13 protein-coding genes are annotated in these 15,241 nt (G+C 65.0%); 4 read left to right on the top strand and 9 right to left on the bottom strand.

The genetic code is table 11. The features are described from left to right. The 9 genes from J2X62_RS06135 to J2X62_RS06095 form a co-directional block, all read right to left on the bottom strand. Nucleotides 1–1,116, bottom strand: a complete 1,116-nt coding sequence (locus J2X62_RS06135; protein WP_204857706.1) for a glycosyltransferase — start codon at nucleotides 1,114–1,116, stop codon at nucleotides 1–3. Then, entirely contained in the window at nucleotides 1,113–2,267 is a 1,155-nt protein-coding gene (locus J2X62_RS06130) for a polysaccharide biosynthesis C-terminal domain-containing protein (RefSeq protein WP_310178647.1), read from the bottom strand. Before J2X62_RS06130 ends, J2X62_RS06135 begins: the two co-directional genes overlap by 4 nt. After that, complete coding sequence (locus tag J2X62_RS06125; RefSeq protein WP_310178644.1) at nucleotides 2,255–3,322, bottom strand: glycosyltransferase; 1,068 nt, start codon at nucleotides 3,320–3,322, stop codon at nucleotides 2,255–2,257. The genes J2X62_RS06130 and J2X62_RS06125 overlap by 13 nt, the downstream gene beginning before the upstream one ends. Continuing rightward, a complete protein-coding gene (locus tag J2X62_RS06120; RefSeq protein ID WP_032366996.1) occupies nucleotides 3,322–3,936 on the bottom strand; it encodes an acyltransferase in 615 nt (204 codons plus the stop codon). Before J2X62_RS06120 ends, J2X62_RS06125 begins: the two co-directional genes overlap by 1 nt. After that, nucleotides 3,933–4,907 (bottom strand): GDP-mannose 4,6-dehydratase, encoded by a 975-nt coding sequence (locus J2X62_RS06115; protein WP_310178640.1) that lies wholly within the window; start codon nucleotides 4,905–4,907, stop codon nucleotides 3,933–3,935. The genes J2X62_RS06120 and J2X62_RS06115 overlap by 4 nt, the downstream gene beginning before the upstream one ends. Beyond that, on the bottom strand, nucleotides 4,904–5,899 hold the full coding sequence (locus tag J2X62_RS06110) for a GDP-mannose 4,6-dehydratase (RefSeq protein WP_204857705.1): 996 nt from the start codon (nucleotides 5,897–5,899) through the stop codon (nucleotides 4,904–4,906). The genes J2X62_RS06115 and J2X62_RS06110 overlap by 4 nt, the downstream gene beginning before the upstream one ends. Then, on the bottom strand, nucleotides 5,896–7,032 hold the full coding sequence (locus J2X62_RS06105) for a glycosyltransferase (RefSeq protein WP_310178636.1): 1,137 nt from the start codon (nucleotides 7,030–7,032) through the stop codon (nucleotides 5,896–5,898). Before J2X62_RS06105 ends, J2X62_RS06110 begins: the two co-directional genes overlap by 4 nt. Before the next feature lie 428 nt (nucleotides 7,033–7,460). After that, nucleotides 7,461–8,987, bottom strand: coding sequence for a cellulase family glycosylhydrolase (locus J2X62_RS06100; RefSeq protein ID WP_204857703.1), 1,527 nt, complete (start codon nucleotides 8,985–8,987; stop codon nucleotides 7,461–7,463). Nucleotides 8,988–9,096: 109 nt separating this feature from the next. Then, complete coding sequence (locus tag J2X62_RS06095) at nucleotides 9,097–10,518, bottom strand: O-antigen ligase domain-containing protein (RefSeq protein WP_310178631.1); 1,422 nt, start codon at nucleotides 10,516–10,518, stop codon at nucleotides 9,097–9,099. 109 nt (nucleotides 10,519–10,627) lie between these two features. Here J2X62_RS06095 and J2X62_RS06090 point away from each other — a divergent pair, with 109 nt between their 5' ends. The 4 genes from J2X62_RS06090 to J2X62_RS06075 are packed head-to-tail and all read left to right on the top strand — an operon-like array spanning nucleotide 10,628 to nucleotide 15,225. After that, nucleotides 10,628–12,067 carry a polysaccharide biosynthesis tyrosine autokinase gene (locus J2X62_RS06090; protein WP_310178629.1) on the top strand — a complete coding sequence of 480 codons (1,440 nt, stop codon included), beginning with the start codon at nucleotides 10,628–10,630 and terminating at the stop codon, nucleotides 12,065–12,067. A 4-nt stretch (nucleotides 12,068–12,071) separates the two neighbouring features. After that, nucleotides 12,072–13,316, top strand: coding sequence for a lipase family protein (locus J2X62_RS06085; protein WP_310178627.1), 1,245 nt, complete (start codon nucleotides 12,072–12,074; stop codon nucleotides 13,314–13,316). Further along, a complete protein-coding gene (locus tag J2X62_RS06080; protein ID WP_310178625.1) occupies nucleotides 13,313–13,990 on the top strand; it encodes a hypothetical protein in 678 nt (225 codons plus the stop codon). The genes J2X62_RS06085 and J2X62_RS06080 overlap by 4 nt, the downstream gene beginning before the upstream one ends. Continuing rightward, nucleotides 13,987–15,225 carry a lipase family protein gene (locus tag J2X62_RS06075; RefSeq protein WP_310178623.1) on the top strand — a complete coding sequence of 413 codons (1,239 nt, stop codon included), beginning with the start codon at nucleotides 13,987–13,989 and terminating at the stop codon, nucleotides 15,223–15,225. Before J2X62_RS06080 ends, J2X62_RS06075 begins: the two co-directional genes overlap by 4 nt. The last annotated feature ends 16 nt before the right edge of the window (nucleotides 15,226–15,241 follow it).

The following is a 15,241-nucleotide window of genomic DNA, read 5'->3' as shown; positions in this document are numbered from 1 at the left end:
TCATCCTCTGGTCGTTGTCAGCGGCGCGCTGATCAGGGCTTCGACTGTCGTATGGGGGACGCGGTCGTGCCAGCGAGCGGTATTGAGTTCGTAGATGCGTTCGCCCGCCTTGACCGCAGCGGTGCGGTCGAGCAAGTAGTGGCGACACTCGGCGATGAACTGCTCTGTGTCGTCGAACGTGGGGAGCTCGAAGATGGAATCGAGAGACCCGACGGCCGCCGACGTACCGACGACCGGCAGGCCCTTGCTGGCCGCATCGAGAATCTTGACGCGCACCCCGCCGCCGGTGGCGACCGGCGCGATCAGAGCACGGCACGTGCCGAGGAATTCCTGTAGGTCGTCGACGAAGCCGAGGTCTCGCACACCCGCCGGGTAGACGGGATCCTTGGCACCCGGGGCCTTCGCACCGATGATGCACAGTTCGGCACCCTCGATGCCTTCAGAAATCGCCGGCCAGTAGTCGAGCGCGATCTTGAACGCCTCCTGGTTCGGTGGCCAGTCACGGGTTCCCATGAACACCAGTCGCTTCGCGGTCTCGGACAGGTCGAGCTGCGGCGCGGGTTCGAGGGTGAGATCGATCCACCGAGCATCCCGTACCCCGTGGTCCCGGTACATCTGTGCCTCGTCGGCATCGTAGGTTCCGACGGCATCCGCGGCGCGGGCGACGCGAATCTCGTCACGCAGGATGCGGGGTGCCTCGATGCGGCCGATCGACCCGCGCGTCACCTTCCACACCTGGGATTCGGTGTTGACGGTGTTGATCGCGAACGGTGATCCGAACTTGGCCGACCGCAGAAACGACTCGGCCATGTAACTGTGTTCGGCCACATACACATCGGACGCGGAGGCGTCGATGGCGTCGCGGAGGGCGTCGACGTCGTAGCGGCCGTGGACGACTGATCGGGTCGGCCGCAGGGACTTCAGCAGCAACCGGGCGTCGACCTTCGGCTTGGGTACGCGAACCACGTCGGGGACGAGATCGGTTTCCTTCGACAGGCAGATCGAGCGAACCTCGAACGCCTCCCGGGCGAGTTGCATCATCAGCCGCGACAGTGCGATGTCGCCGCCGTGCTCGGTGACGGGGTCCTTGGACAGCAAGAATGTTGCGCGTCTCATTGCCGCACCTCTTCTTTCACCGGATCGAGATACAGGGCGCGCATGAACCAGACGAGCAGAACGGCGTCGGTGATCACCGACGCGATGGCCGCACCGACGGCACCGAAGGGGAACAGGCACAGCACGAGCACCATCTTCAGCGGTGCCAACGTCGCGGCAGCCAACACTCGGGTGCGGTCTCGATGCTGGAGGTAGAGCACGGTGGTGAAGACGTGGTTGAGCACGCGCATCACGACGAACAACGACATGACCATCAGCGCACCCGCCACCTGAGGGGAGGCCGGGGTGAAGAGCAGTACGACGCCCGCCGCCAGCAGCAGCGATCCCGCGGCGCACCCGAGCATCGTCGTGTGCTTCAACGCCGGACCGGCAGTGACCGATCCGTCTGCTGCACGCAGCTTCTCGTGGAAGGTATGACCGAAGGCCTGACCGACGAACGCCACTGCCCAGGCCGTCACCGAGGCGACGGAGTAGTAGCCCGCGATGGTGGAGTCGGTGAGGAAACCGAGCAGCAACACGTCACCCTGGATGTAGACGGCATTGGCGAGGTTCTCCGAGAACAACATCGACATCTCGCGCCACGAGCCGGGCAGCCGCGGTGCCGCCCCACGGGACCGCAGTGCGGACAGTACGGCGATGACAAAATACGGTGCCGCGTACAGCAGGCTGGCCACGACCAATGTCGGCTCGGGGATCACGAACAGATACGCCGTGGCGAGCGCGATGGACGTGGCTTGACGCGTGGTGTCCATGCGCTGGGTGAGATCGGGGCGGCCGTCGCGCAGGGCTTGGCTCTTGTAGGCGTTGAAGACCAGTTCGCCGCCGCCGATGACGAGCGCGAACCAGGCGATGTAGCTCACCGGAATCAGGCACAACCCGGCCACGATCAGAGCGGTACCGGTGAGAACGCGAGTGGTGCGCTCGCCCAGAAACTCTCGCTCTGCGACGCGAATGGATCGCACGGTGAACGGATGATCCAGCGGCGCTGCGAGTATCGCGGCGAGCGCGAACGCCATCGCGTACTGGCCGTAATCGGAGATGCCAAGCTTGGCGATCAGTGCGATGGTCCACAGCAGACCGATGCCGCGGCCCCCGTACGTCCACAGTGCCGCGACCCCGGCCTTGAGCAGATTGCCATTCACTTCGACCACACCGATACGAAGTTCTCGGCCACGAGATGAGGAGCATTGGCGCTGCGTAGGGTCTCCACTTCGCGGCGCAGCCGGGTCAGAGCCGCGCGGTCGGTGACGAGGCGGGCGGTGGCGTCGGCGATCTCGTCGGTCGCGCCGGCGACAACCAGGGCGCCACCGTCGGTTTCGGACAGTGCGCCTTCCTCGAGACACACCACCGGGGTTCCGTAGGCGACGGCGCGGCTCACCGATCCCGAGGCGGGGAAGGCATCGCCGTAGACGGACCGCTTGCCGTAGGGGACCACCAGGGCACGGATGGAGTCGAAGAACGCATCCTCGTCCGGTCCGTTCACCTCGCCGAGAATCTCGACACCGTCGACCGGGTCGAGTAGTTCGGTACCTCGTCCGGCGATCCGGATGGCGATCTCCTTCGGCAGGCGATCCCGAAGCTGTTGCAGCTGATCGAATCCCTTACCCCGGTAGACGAACCCGAACAGCCCGACGGCCAGTGGTCGGTCCTCGGCGGGAGTCAGGTCGGGGCGTTCGGGAACGAAGTGCATGACGGCCTCGGCCGTGACGTCCGGGTAGGCGCGCTCGAGCGAATCGGCTCCGGAGCGGGTGAGTGCGAACAGGGTTCGGCTGCCCACGATGCTGCGTTCGAGGCGACGCCACGCCTTCCGAAGTGGATAGTGCAGGCCGTGGTTGAGCACCTTCTTTCTCGCCAGGAACTTGGTGCGCGCCGGCCACCAGACGATGCCGGGCGGATCGTGCACGGTGGCCGTCACCATGGGATTTCCCGTGAGCCGTGCCGTGGCCCAGAACGGCATCACCGAGCCGCCGCTGAACTCACAGTGCACGATCGTCCGCTCAGGTTCGGAGTCGACGAGCTCTCGAATTGCTCTGCGGTGCCGCAGAATATCGCGCACCGAGTGCGATCCGGGTCCGTCGTGGCGGTACTCGACCACTTCGCCGAAGTGCGGTCGTACGGCCGCGGCGAAGTCGTCGGCATAGTCGCCCACACCGCCGACCCCGGAGCGGGGAGCGATGTAGACGAGTCGGCAGTCGCGCAGGATCATCAGTAGAACAGGGGCCGATACTTCGGGCGGTAAGCGAGGGCCTTCGGGTCTCGCATGGCCCGCACCTTGGCCGGAACGCCGGCAACGACTTCGAGTTCGCCGACGTCGCCGCGGACCATCGAGCAGCCGCCGACGACGGCACCGCGGCCCAGCGTGACTCCGCTCAACAGCGTGCTGCGACTGGCGATCCACACGTAGTCGCCGATGACGCAGGGTTCGAGGATCGGGGTGAACTCCGGGGAGTTGTGGTCGTGGTAGCCGCCGATGATGTGCGTGTCACTGGCGATGACGACGTTGCTGCCGATTGTGATTCCGCCTCGGGCGTCGAGCATGCACCGGAACCCGATGGAGCAGGCGTCGCCGATGGTGAGGCCCTCGGGATCGAGGATGGTGGTACCGCGGAAGATCGACACGTCCTTGCCGATGGTCGCACCGAACGCGCGCAGGAAGTTCTGCCGAATCCAGTGCGACGGAATGTAGGTGACGATCATGTTGAAGCCGAGGGTGCCGACGCGATTGCGTAGCTTCCGCTTGAACGTGATGTCCTGCATCTTGTAGTTCGACACCTCGAAGATCTCGGGCTCGGTGTCCGTCGGACGTTCCACCGCTGTCATGCTGCCATCTCCTCGGTCATGTCGAATTCGACCATCGCACGGACGATTTGGTCGAAGTCCTTGGTCGGTGCCCAGCCCAGCAGAGTTCGGGCCTTGGTGGCGTCGCCCACCATCCTGGCCGAATCGGCGGGTCTGAGCATCTCGGAATCGCTCCGGACGTAGTCGCGCCAGTTGTCGATGTTCACGGCCGCGAAGGCCGCGGCCACGAAATCGGCGACGCTGTGCGCCCGGCCTGTGGCCACGACGAAGTCGTCGCCCTTGCCGTACTCGGCCATCGCCGCCATCGCGTCCACGTAGTCCGGTGCCCAACCCCAGTCGCGGACCGAGGTGAGATTGCCGAGCTCGAGAAAGTCGACACTGCCGCGGGCGATGGACGCGGCTGCCTTGGTGATCTTGCGGGTCACGAAACTGTCGGGTCGACGAGGTGATTCGTGATTGAACAGAATCGCGTTGGTCGCCTCCAGTCCCCGAGAGCGATACACCTCGACCATGTTGTGGCTCAGCGCTTTCGACGCACCGTACGGTGACGTCGGTGCCACCCGGGTGGATTCGTTCTGCAGGCTCACGCCCGATCCGGCGAAGATCTCGGCACTGGAGGCGTTGATCATCACCACGCGTCTGCCCGACGCCTCCTGCTGGGTGAAGCACGCATCCAGCAGGGCGGCCGCGGAGACTCCGTTGACTCGGGTGGTGAGCACCGGGTCGTTCCAGGATCGCCACACCGACGAGATGCCCGCGAGGTGGAAGACGTAGTCGGGAGCGACGTCGCGAATCAGTGCGCGGGTGATCCCGTGATCGCTCAGTTCGACGTCGTGTCGCGTCACGCCTGTACCGACCGTGTCGGGTGTCGCGCCGGGCTTGGCGACGCCGTGTACCGACCAGCCGCGTTCGAGGAGCAACTCCGACAGGTAGCTGCCGTCCTGGCCGCCCACCCCTGTGATCAGTGCGGTGGGGCACTGCCCGGGTTTCACGCGATTGCAGCCGTGTCGGGCGATTGCTCGGCGAGGTCGTTCTGCACCATCATCGCAATCAGTTCGGGGAAGGCAACTTTCGGCTTCCAGCCCAGTGCCGCGTGCGCCTTGGCGGAGTCGCCGACCAACAGGTCCACCTCGGCCGGCCGGAAGTAGCGCGGGTCGATCCTGACGTAGGGCTCCCAGTCGACGATGTTCACGGCCGCGAAGGCGTGATCGAGCAGCTCCCGAATCGAGTGGGTCTCGCCGGTGGAGATGACGTAGTCGTCGGCCTCGTCCTGCTGCAGCATCAGATACATGGCTTCGACGTAATCGCCGGCGAAGCCCCAGTCGCGCTTGGCGTCCAGATTGCCCAGCGAGATCTCGCTCTGCAACCCCAGGGCGATGCGGGCGACGGCCTGAGAGATCTTGCGGGTGACGAATTCCGGTCCACGGCGGGGTGATTCGTGATTGAACAGGATGCCCGAGCTGGCGTGCATGCCGTAGGACTCGCGGTAGTTGATGGTCATGTAGTGGCCGTAGACCTTGGCGACGCCGTACGGCGAGCGCGGCCACAGCAACGTCTCCTCGCGCTGCGGTACCTGCTGCACCTTGCCGAACATCTCACTGCTCGACGCCTGATAGAACCGCACCTGCTTGCCGGCGACCTGCTCGTACAGCCGCGTCGACTCGAGCATGTTGAGCACTCCGCCGCCGGTGACGTCGGTGGTCAGGCGGGCGTTCTCCCAGGAGTACGCCACGAACGACACCGCTCCCAGGTTGTAGACCTCGTCGGGGTCGGCCACGGCGAAGGCCCGCATCAGCGCGGAGAGATCGAGCAGGTCGCCGTGCAGGATCTCGACCTGCGGCAGCACCTGCTCGAGCATCGTCGCTTTCGGATTGTTCTGTCCGCGTAGCAGACCGAACACTTTGTATCCCTTGCTCAGTAGCAGCTCGGCAAGGTAGAGGCCGTCTTGTCCAGTGATTCCGGTGATCAATGCGCGCTTGGTCACGACGCCGCCCTCTCGATGGTTCCCGTGTGGAGCTCGGTTACTGCAGCGTTCAGTTCGGCAGCGAAGGTGTCCTCGCCGAACTGTTCGACGTGTTCCTTGATTTTCGACGGCTCCCAGGTGGTCGCTTCGAGTTCGGTGACGGCCCGTCGGATCGAATCGGGCTGCGGCTCATCGAAGTACACACCGGACACGCCTTCTTCGACGGTGTCGAGAAAGCCGCCCCAGCGAAGCACTGCACTGGGCTTGCCGTGGTAACCCGCTTCGATGGGGGTCAGTCCGTAATCTTCATAGCTGGCGGCGATCAATCCGTTACAGCCCTGGTAGAGCCACGTCATCTGACCGGACGTCAGATCGCTGAGCATGAGGACGTTGTCGGACTTGAGTTTTCGCAGTCTGTCCGCCTCGGGGCCGCGGCCGACGACGATCAGTGTGCGGTCGGTTCCGTCGAACGCGGCCATCACCTTGTCGACGTTCTTGTACGGCAGCAGGCGCGAGATGCACAGGTAGTAGCCGGAACCGTCGAGCCAGGCGGCGGCGTCGGGTATCGGCTCCGCAGGTGCTGTCTCGACGGTGAACGGGGCGGGCACCACGGTGGACGTGATGCCGTAGGCATCGGCGATCCGCTGCTGCACCACGGTGGAGATCGCGAGATAACGGTCGGCCGTGAACGCGGCCTTGCGGTCCCATCTGCGCAGTGGCCACGAGAGCGTCTTGAGTGCAACACGTTTCGTGGGGCTACGGGATTCGCCCAGATACATCTCGGACTCGTAGAGCCACCGGGCGGGCGAGTAGCAGTAGATCAACTTGCGGCCCGAGGTGTGGAATCCGTGCGCCCAGCCGCTGGTGCTGGTGAGCACCACGTCGGCGTCGATCTCGATGGAGCTCGATGCGAAGGGGAGCAGGGGAAGCGCGGCGCGGTGGTTCTTGCGGAGAAACCCGACCCGGTTCAACGTCGAGGGCCGAACGTCCAGCCCGGAAAACTCCGGGAAGGTGGTCGACGGCTCGAACAACGTTGTGTAGATGGGGGCCTCGGGAAACGCCCGAGCCATGGCCAGAACGACCTTCTCCGCCCCGCCGCGTTGTGTCAGGTAATCGTGGGCGATCGCGACACGGACGCCATCGGTGTCGGTCATGCCGAGTCCGCGTGTTCACGTGGCCGAAAAGGTTGCGAATCAGCATTATTGATCTTCATCTACAAACCCATCGTTGCAAACCGATCTCGAATGGAGCTAGGGCGCGTCAGACGCCGAATGGACACCCGTCGTGCGCCGATGCACGGTGGGCGTCGAATTCAGAGTGTCCCCCGACGAGACTGCGAACGAATGGACACGATCCTGCCACGAAGGGTCATTCGTTCGTGGTCTATGAATATCCGGTTTACGGACAAATAGAAAGCGTTAAGTGAGGTGGTTCACAACGCAAAATAACTCGGCGGCGTAGCGGAAACCGCACCTTCGCCCAGAGTTAACGCGGACGCAATAGAGGCGTCGAGAAATGACCGGTGAGAACGTATTTCACCATTCATCGGATAGATGAATTGTTGATCGAACGGGCGAGAAATTCACCGAGTGACGGTGGTGCCGACCCATGGTGTCCACGTGATGGCCCCGTACTGGAACGTCACCCGCACTCCTCCGCCGTACTGCGGAATCTCGTCGCTGGTCGCCGGGCCCAGCGTGGGGTCCCAGGCCGCGAAGATGCCGCCGCCGATGTTGTGGGTACCGCCGACGGCGGTGGAGAACACCCGCAGGCCGTAGGGGCTGTCGAAATCCTGGTACGTGCCGTTGAACGGAGTGGTGGGCAGGAACCCGGTCGGGCGCACCGCTTCTGCGACAGCGCGCGGTACGGCGACGAAGCCGTTGGGCCGCTCGTACAGCACCGCGTCCTGGCGGTACTGCGCCCAGGTGTCGCGGACGGGGAACACCGGGCCGAGAACGGCACCGGAGTTGTTCGGTGCGGCCGCGAAGCGGGTGTATTCGGCCGTACGGGGAATGTTGTTCTGCAGCAGGTTCATCAGCCCCCACAGTGCCGGCTTGGCCGACCAGTCGGTGTGCAGCAGGCCGAAGGTCATCTCCGGGTCGTTGCTACCGGTCTGCTTGTCGCGCAGCTGGTACAGGAAGATCGGCCCGGCATAGGGCAGCTCCCGCCATTTGGTGACGAAGTCCGTGATCATCGCGTTCTGTTGGTCCTCGGTCGCCACCGAGGTGGGCACCCCGTATTCGGTGGCCCAGATCTTCTTGTTGCCGTCGCCGTTGGCGACCATGGCCGCGCGCATGTCCAGCACCTGGCGGGCCGGGGCGTGGTCGACGTACGGGCCCTCGGAGAACTTCAGCGAATACTGATACGGGTGGTAGGAGAGGGCGTCGAACGAGCCTGCGGCACCGGCGGAATACATCTGGTTGGTGAACGTGACGGGGTTGACGTTGCCGTACCCGTCCTCGGTGGCACCGAGCACGCCGCCGACGACGGTGGCTGCGGAGTCGGCCGCTTTGATCTTCGGATACGCCGCTTTGAGCAGCGCGGTGTAGCCGGCCGGGTCGGGCTGCGGTGCGTAGAACATCGAGCCGTTGGGCTCGTTCCAGATCTCGTAGTCGGCCACCTTGCCCTTGTACCGGGCAGCGACTTTGCCGGCGAAATCACCGAAGGCGGCCGGGGACGCGGGACGGGTACCGATGGTCTGGTTCACCGGGGAGGTCGCCCACGGCGGGGTGTACGCGATGATGCCCAGCATCGAGATGTTGGCGGCGCGCAGCTTGTTCACGACGCGGTCCACAGCCGTCCAGTCGAGCTGGTTCTTGGTGAATTCGACGGTCGACCACGGGATGGCCACGCGCATCGACTTGATGCCCGCGGCGGTCACGAATTGCACGGTGGTGTCGAGTTCGGCGTCCGTCGCCCACAGCAGTCCGCCGCCGTCGGAGATGCCGACACCGGGCGGCGTCGGGGCAGCCTCCGCGCGTGACTGTCCGCCGACGAGGTGGTCGGGTGGCGTCAGTACCGAGGTCGCTCCGGACGCAAGGCCGGCAGCGACGATCAGAACGGCTGCTGCCGTGATCGCTGTGCGAATGCGGCCGCGAATATGAACCATCTCGAATTCTTTCCACCAGGGGTCCGTACCAACAATTCGACGGGCCGGTGTGCTGAATCATTGCACTACGAACACGCTTTCGTGCAAATTGGAACGAGATCCCGAATTCTTAAGAAACCGCTGGTCGAGTGCTGTGCCGTGAAAGCAAGCTTTTCGAATTCGACGGCACGTTGGGTTCGGCGTCGACCTTGTTTTCCGACGACTTTTCCCATGCGTGGACGAGGAATGCGTACATCACCGAAAACGCCATTGTGGTGGCCGGGATGGTGACCACGGGGAAGTCGAGCTGCAACGCGACGACTGCGAATCCGATCATTCCGCCGCCGTAGAACCCGTCTTCCCAGCGTCGTGACCGCAGTAGTCGGTAGCCCACGATCGCGATGACGACGAGGATGGCGACGAAGGCAATTCCGGCTACGAGGCCGCCGCGGTAGATGGTCAGCAGCGGGGTGTTGGCGACGTAGTTCACCTCGAAAGCGACCGTGGGGTCTTTGAATTCTGCACGGCCCCAGCCGAGTCCGAACATCCAGTGACCCTGCATGTGGCCGGGGAACTCGACCAACGCGTCACCGCGTGCACTCGATCCGGCGTCTTCGTTGCCGAACGAGGAGAAGACGCGACTCCGGACACTGGGAACCGCGAGAGCGCCGACGAAGGCCGCGGCGAAGGCTCCGACGATGGCCAGCCGCTCACGGGTGCGCAGCTGCTGGAACAGCAGCATCAGCACCACCCCGAACACCACCGAGAACAGCGCGGCCCTCGAGAGCGTCAACACGATCGACAGAAACAGCAGTGCCGCAAGCACAGTGCGTAGCTGTCCCCGCAGGAGCAGGATGCACAGCATCAACGCGAGCACGAAACCGATACCGGCTGCGTTGGGGTCGATGTACGTCCCGGCCAGGCGAACGGTGGCGGCACCCGAGCTGCTGTAGACGAACCGAGTGCTTTCCTCCTCGACCCCGTAGCCGAATATCGACAGATAGCGAATGAGTTTTCCGGCGGGATCGGCGACGAAGACGATGAGAGCGAATGCCGCAGCGGCCGAGGCCGCGTAGACGTAAATTCTGCCGAACAGCGCCAATTCCTCACGCGGCAAGCGCAAGAGGCAGATCACGACGAGGGTCGAGACGAGCCATTGGCCGAATTCGACGTAATCGACCAGCGCACCACTCGTCGCGAACAACGACAACGCCGAGAGAATTATCAGCGCGATCATCGGTATTTCGGGCCATGTGATGCGGCTCACCGCTGTGCGGTGAATCACTGTCGCGAGAACGACGGCGATACCCAACGCGAACACCAACGGTACGTGAACGCCGGGCACGTAGCCGAAGGGCAGGGCTCCGAGCGAGAAGGCAAGCGCACGAGACAAATACAGCGGATGACGTAGGCCTATGTACACGCCGACGGCCAGTACGACGAGGGCGAACACACCCACGGTGGCCGCGGTTCCGCCCACGATCATGGCGGCAGTGACGACCACGGGAACGGCCACGATGGCTGCCGCGTGAAGTCGTGGCGTGATGCTCATGGGCTCTGATGTTGTCACGGTTTCATTCGCTCGCAACACGTACGCCGTGCCGAATCCTTCGCTGCGCTTTATTCTTTGCCACTACCGAAGGTTTTCGATGGGAGATCGCGTGGAGATTCGAGAATACGGCCGCATTCTTCGCGCGGGTTGGTGGATCGTGGCACTGGCGACGGTCCTCGGCATCGCCGCGGGATGGGCCTACACACTCTTCACGACGCCGCAGTATCAAGCTTGCGCCCGATTGTTCGTCACCACCGAAGGCGGCAGCTCGGTCGGTGAGGCCTACCAGAACAACCTGTTCTCGCAGGAACGGGTGACGTCCTACGCCGGATTGGCCACCAGCGCACAGGTTGCCCAGCGAGCGGTGGATCAATTGCAGTTGCAGATGTCCGCCGACGACCTCCGCTCGCGCGTCACCGCAACACCCATCGAGAAGACCGTGCTGCTCGATCTGTGCGCCACCGACCCCGACCCCGCGGTCGCCCAGGTGTTGACCAACGCAGTCGCCGGGCAGCTCACCCAGGTGATTCAAGAACTCGAAACGTCGCAACGAGGGGGCAGCGCCGCGGCCGGCGCGACCATCGTCGACCAGGGCGACGTGCCGTCCACGCCCATCGGCATGGGGCTACCCACCGCACTCGGACTCGGCGGTGCCATCGGGTTCGTCCTCGGGGTGGCGCTCGCGCTGCTGCGCGGGCTGCTCGATCGCTCGATTCGCGATCGGACTCGGGCAGAAGAGATCTCGGGCAAGGCCGTGCTGGGCGGACTTCCGGTCGACACGACGCGACCCGGTTCTGCAGTGGCCTCGATGACCGAGCTGGGGGAGCCGCTTCGCGCTCTGCGCACCAACATTCGATTCCTGGGCGGTGGGTCCCCGCCCCGGGTCATCGCCGTCACCAGTGCCTCCTCCGGGGAGGGCCGCACCAGTACGGCCATCGATCTCTCGGCGATTCTCGCCGAGGCGGGACACACCGTGTTGCTCGTCGGTGGCGATCTGCGCGACGCTGCCCTGGGCTCCCGGTTGGGTCTGAACCAGGACAGGGGCCTGTCGACGGTGCTCTCCGGTGAACACCACGTCGAGGACGCCATCGTTCCCGGCGCGTTCGGTGGCGTGTCGGTGTTGCCGTCGGGCCCGGTGCCGCCGAACCCCAGCGAACTCCTCGGATCGGATCGAGCGCAGCTGCTGCTGGAGTCGCTGCGCGGCGACTACCGCTACGTCGTCGTCGACACCCCACCCCTGCTCGACGCCACCGACGGCGCGATTCTCACCGCATTGGCCGACGGCGCAGTGGTTCTGGCGCGGACGGGCCGCACCACCCGAGACAAGCTTCGACGTGCGATCAAGGTGCTCGACGGCGTCGGCGGCACCGTGCTGGGTGTGGTGACCACGTTCGAGCCCTCGACGCGACGGTCGTCGAAGACCGCACCCCCCGCGGCCACCGACGACAGTGGTTCGACTGCAACGTCATCCGCGAAGCCCTACTCCACCGCACGTCGGCACGCCGCGGCAACGAGCGATTCTGCGAGCCCGTCGGCGAGCAGAGGCTAGCTCGATGTCACCGAGGTTCGCGGTGCGGGTCGGTGTCGTCCTGATTGCCGCTGCAGTGTCGATCTCCTGCTCTCAGCAGCCGTCGGTGGTGCTCCCTCCCGATGCCCCCACGGCTCCCGTCACCGCGCAGGCGCGCGCGTCGGAACCACCGCCACCGTCGAACTTCGGTGGTACAGAGCCAGGGTCGTTGATCTCGGCCGAGCCGATTCGAGACATCGCCGTCGACATCAGCGAACTGGGTGCGACGGCAACCCGGGTGGTCTATCGGTCGACGTCGGGCGTCACAGGCCAGCCGACGGAGGTCTCGGGGACCGTCGTCGTTCCGGCCGGCACTGCTCCCGAGGGCGGGTGGCCTGTGGTGTCGTTCGGGCACGGCACCACGGGAGTGCTCAATGCGTGCGGCCCTTCCCTGTATGCGAACCTGCTCGGCAACGCACCCATCGTGGCCGCGCTCGTCCTCAACGGCTTCGCCGTGACGATGAGCGACTATCAGGGTCTGGGGCTCGAGGGCTCGTACCATCCCTACCTCGACGCGAAGACGTTCGGCTACAACATGATCGACGCGGTGCGGGCCGCCAGGAACTTCCTGCCCACGCTGAGTTCACGGTGGTCGGCGTACGGCGTCTCGCTCGGCGGGATGGCCGCATGGGCAGCGAGCGATCGCAATGCCGAGTACGGCGGTGGGCTGGAGTTGGTCGGCACCGCGGCCATGGTGCCGGTCTCGGACATGACGGGTCTGGCCGACGCCGCCGCCAACGAAACCCTCACCCGGGCCCAGTATCCATTGCTGATGTACGCCCTGCATTCGTTGGCGATCTCGCATCCCGAGATGAACCTGGACGACTATCGATCCGGCTTCGCCCGGGAGCGATGGGATGACCTGATGGAGTGCGTCCCGCCCGGGTCGTTGGACGTTCCGGACCTGCAGACGCGGGTGCAGGCCGCGGATCTGAAGCCGGTGAGCGTCGAGGCGACCGATCGTCTGCGCGGATACCTCTCGGATATGGCACTGCCGCAGCAGGGTTCGAGTACTCCGCTGCTGGTCATGTACGGCAGCGAGGACGATCTGATTCTTCAGCCGTGGACGGAGAAGGCGCTCCAGCGAGCGTGCGCGTCGGGCGACGTCGTCGAATACGAGCTGCATCAGGGAGAGGGCCACGGTGATCTGGACAGCAGTAGGTCGCTGCCGTGGGTCAAGAGCATGTTCGCTGGACAGCGCCCCGTCGATACGTGCGAGTTGAATCGATGATCGCTCCTGTCGGTGTGCCGAGACTCAAGGACTACGGCCGAATGCTGTTGTCCGGCTGGACACTGATCCTCGCGGCCGCTGTGTTGTCGGCCGGTGCCGCGTGGCTGGCGACGTATCTGGTGGAGCCGTCGTACACCGCCACCTCGCGCGTGTTCGTCACTGCGCCGGGTCCGGTGTCACCGAAGAACTCGCTCGACGGCAACCGAAGCTCGCTGGTCCGGGTGGAATCGTATGTGCAGCTGGCCACCGGTGAGCAGGTGTTGCGCCGGGTCATCGCCTCGCAGGGCTTACCGGTGGAACCGGCGGACCTGAAGAACGACATCACCGTGGTGCCGAGCCCCGGTTCGGCGCTCATCGACATCTCGGTGGTGAACGCCGATGCGGAGCGTGCGCGCGACATCGCCAATTCGGTTGCAGTACAACTCATCAAACTCGTCGGGGAGATCGATCTGGGGAACAACGGGCCGGTATCGGCGGTGACGTTGGTCGACGCGGCCACCACACCGAGCTCGGTGTCGTCCCCGATCGTGGGCAACAACGTGATGCTGGGGGCCGTCGCGGGGATCATGGTGTCCGGCGTGCTCGTGCTGGCGCGCGGCATCGCAGGGGATTCGATAGTCCACCGCGATCAGGTGGAGGACATCGTGAAGCAGAGCATGGGGGAGAGACTGTGACGAAGGATCGAATACCGCTGTTGCGCAGGGCCACCGGGGCGGGTGTGTTGGTACTGGTGCTGGCGGCAGCGGGCTGCTCGTCGGACGCACCCGCGGTGGACCCGCAATCGGCGGCATTCGGTGCGTCGCTGACGGCCGATTTCAGCGACGACGGCCCAGGATCTCTCGACAGCGCGGAAGAGCTGCTCACCATCGACCGACGGTTGAGCGGTATCTCCTCCATCGCCGCGCGGGTGGTGTACGAGTCCACGTCGGGTGTCGACGGTTCGACGCAGCGGGTATCGGGCACCATCTTCGCCCCGGAAGGCACTGCACCCGAGGGCGGTTGGCCGATCATCGCCTACGGTCACGGCACCACGGGAGTGTTGCCCGATTGCGGTCCGTCGACGGATCCGGAACTGCTCGGGAGTTCGCAGATCGTCGCCGCGCTGGTGCGTACCGGGCACGTGGTGGCGGTATCGGACTATCAGGGTCTCGGTCTGGACGGCTCGTATCATCCTTACCTTGACGCGCGGACCGTCGGAAACAACCTGATCGACTCGGTACGTGCCGCTCGCAAGCTGGTACCGAACACCTCGACGCGGTGGGCGTCGTTCGGCGGCTCGCAGGGTGGCCAAGCAGCATGGGCGGCAAACGAACTCGCGTCCACCTACGGAGCCGGCCTGGACATGGTCGGGTCGGTCAGCCTGGTACCGGCAGCAGACATCACGGGGCTGGCGGCGGCCGCAGCGAACGGCACACTCACTGCAGACCAGAAGCCCCTGCTGCAGTGGGTGTTGGTGGGCCTGTCGAAGTCCTATCCGGAGCTCGATCTGGACGACTACCGCAGGGGCATCGTCGCCGAGAAGTGGGAGGAGTTCTCCGCGTGCGGCGGAGCGCTCGCGGCAGATCGGACCTCGCTCGCCGCGCAGATCGACGACGGCGATCTGCGCCCGGCAACGCCGGAAGCCACCGCGGTGCTCGAGGGCTACCTGCGACAGATGAGCCTGCCGAAGTCTCCTGCTGCGGCTCCGATGCTGGTGATCTACGGTGGCCAGGACACGTTGATCTCGCAGCCGTGGACCGATGCCGCCATCGCTGCCGGGTGTGGCAGCGGCGACACCATTCAATCTGTACTACAACCCAATTCCGGTCACGCAGACATCGACGGTGCTGCTGCGTTCGGATGGCTGAACGACCGGTTCGCCGGTACTCCGGCCGTCAACTTCTGCCCGGCTTCACCGCCGGCACCGTGACCTCGAAGTAGGTACC

The sequence above is a fragment of the Rhodococcus sp. 3258 genome (assembly GCF_031456475.1).
Taxonomy (GTDB): domain Bacteria; phylum Actinomycetota; class Actinomycetes; order Mycobacteriales; family Mycobacteriaceae; genus Rhodococcoides; species Rhodococcoides fascians.
Note: the sequence above shows the minus strand (reverse complement) of the source record. Positions and strands in the feature narration are given on the sequence as shown.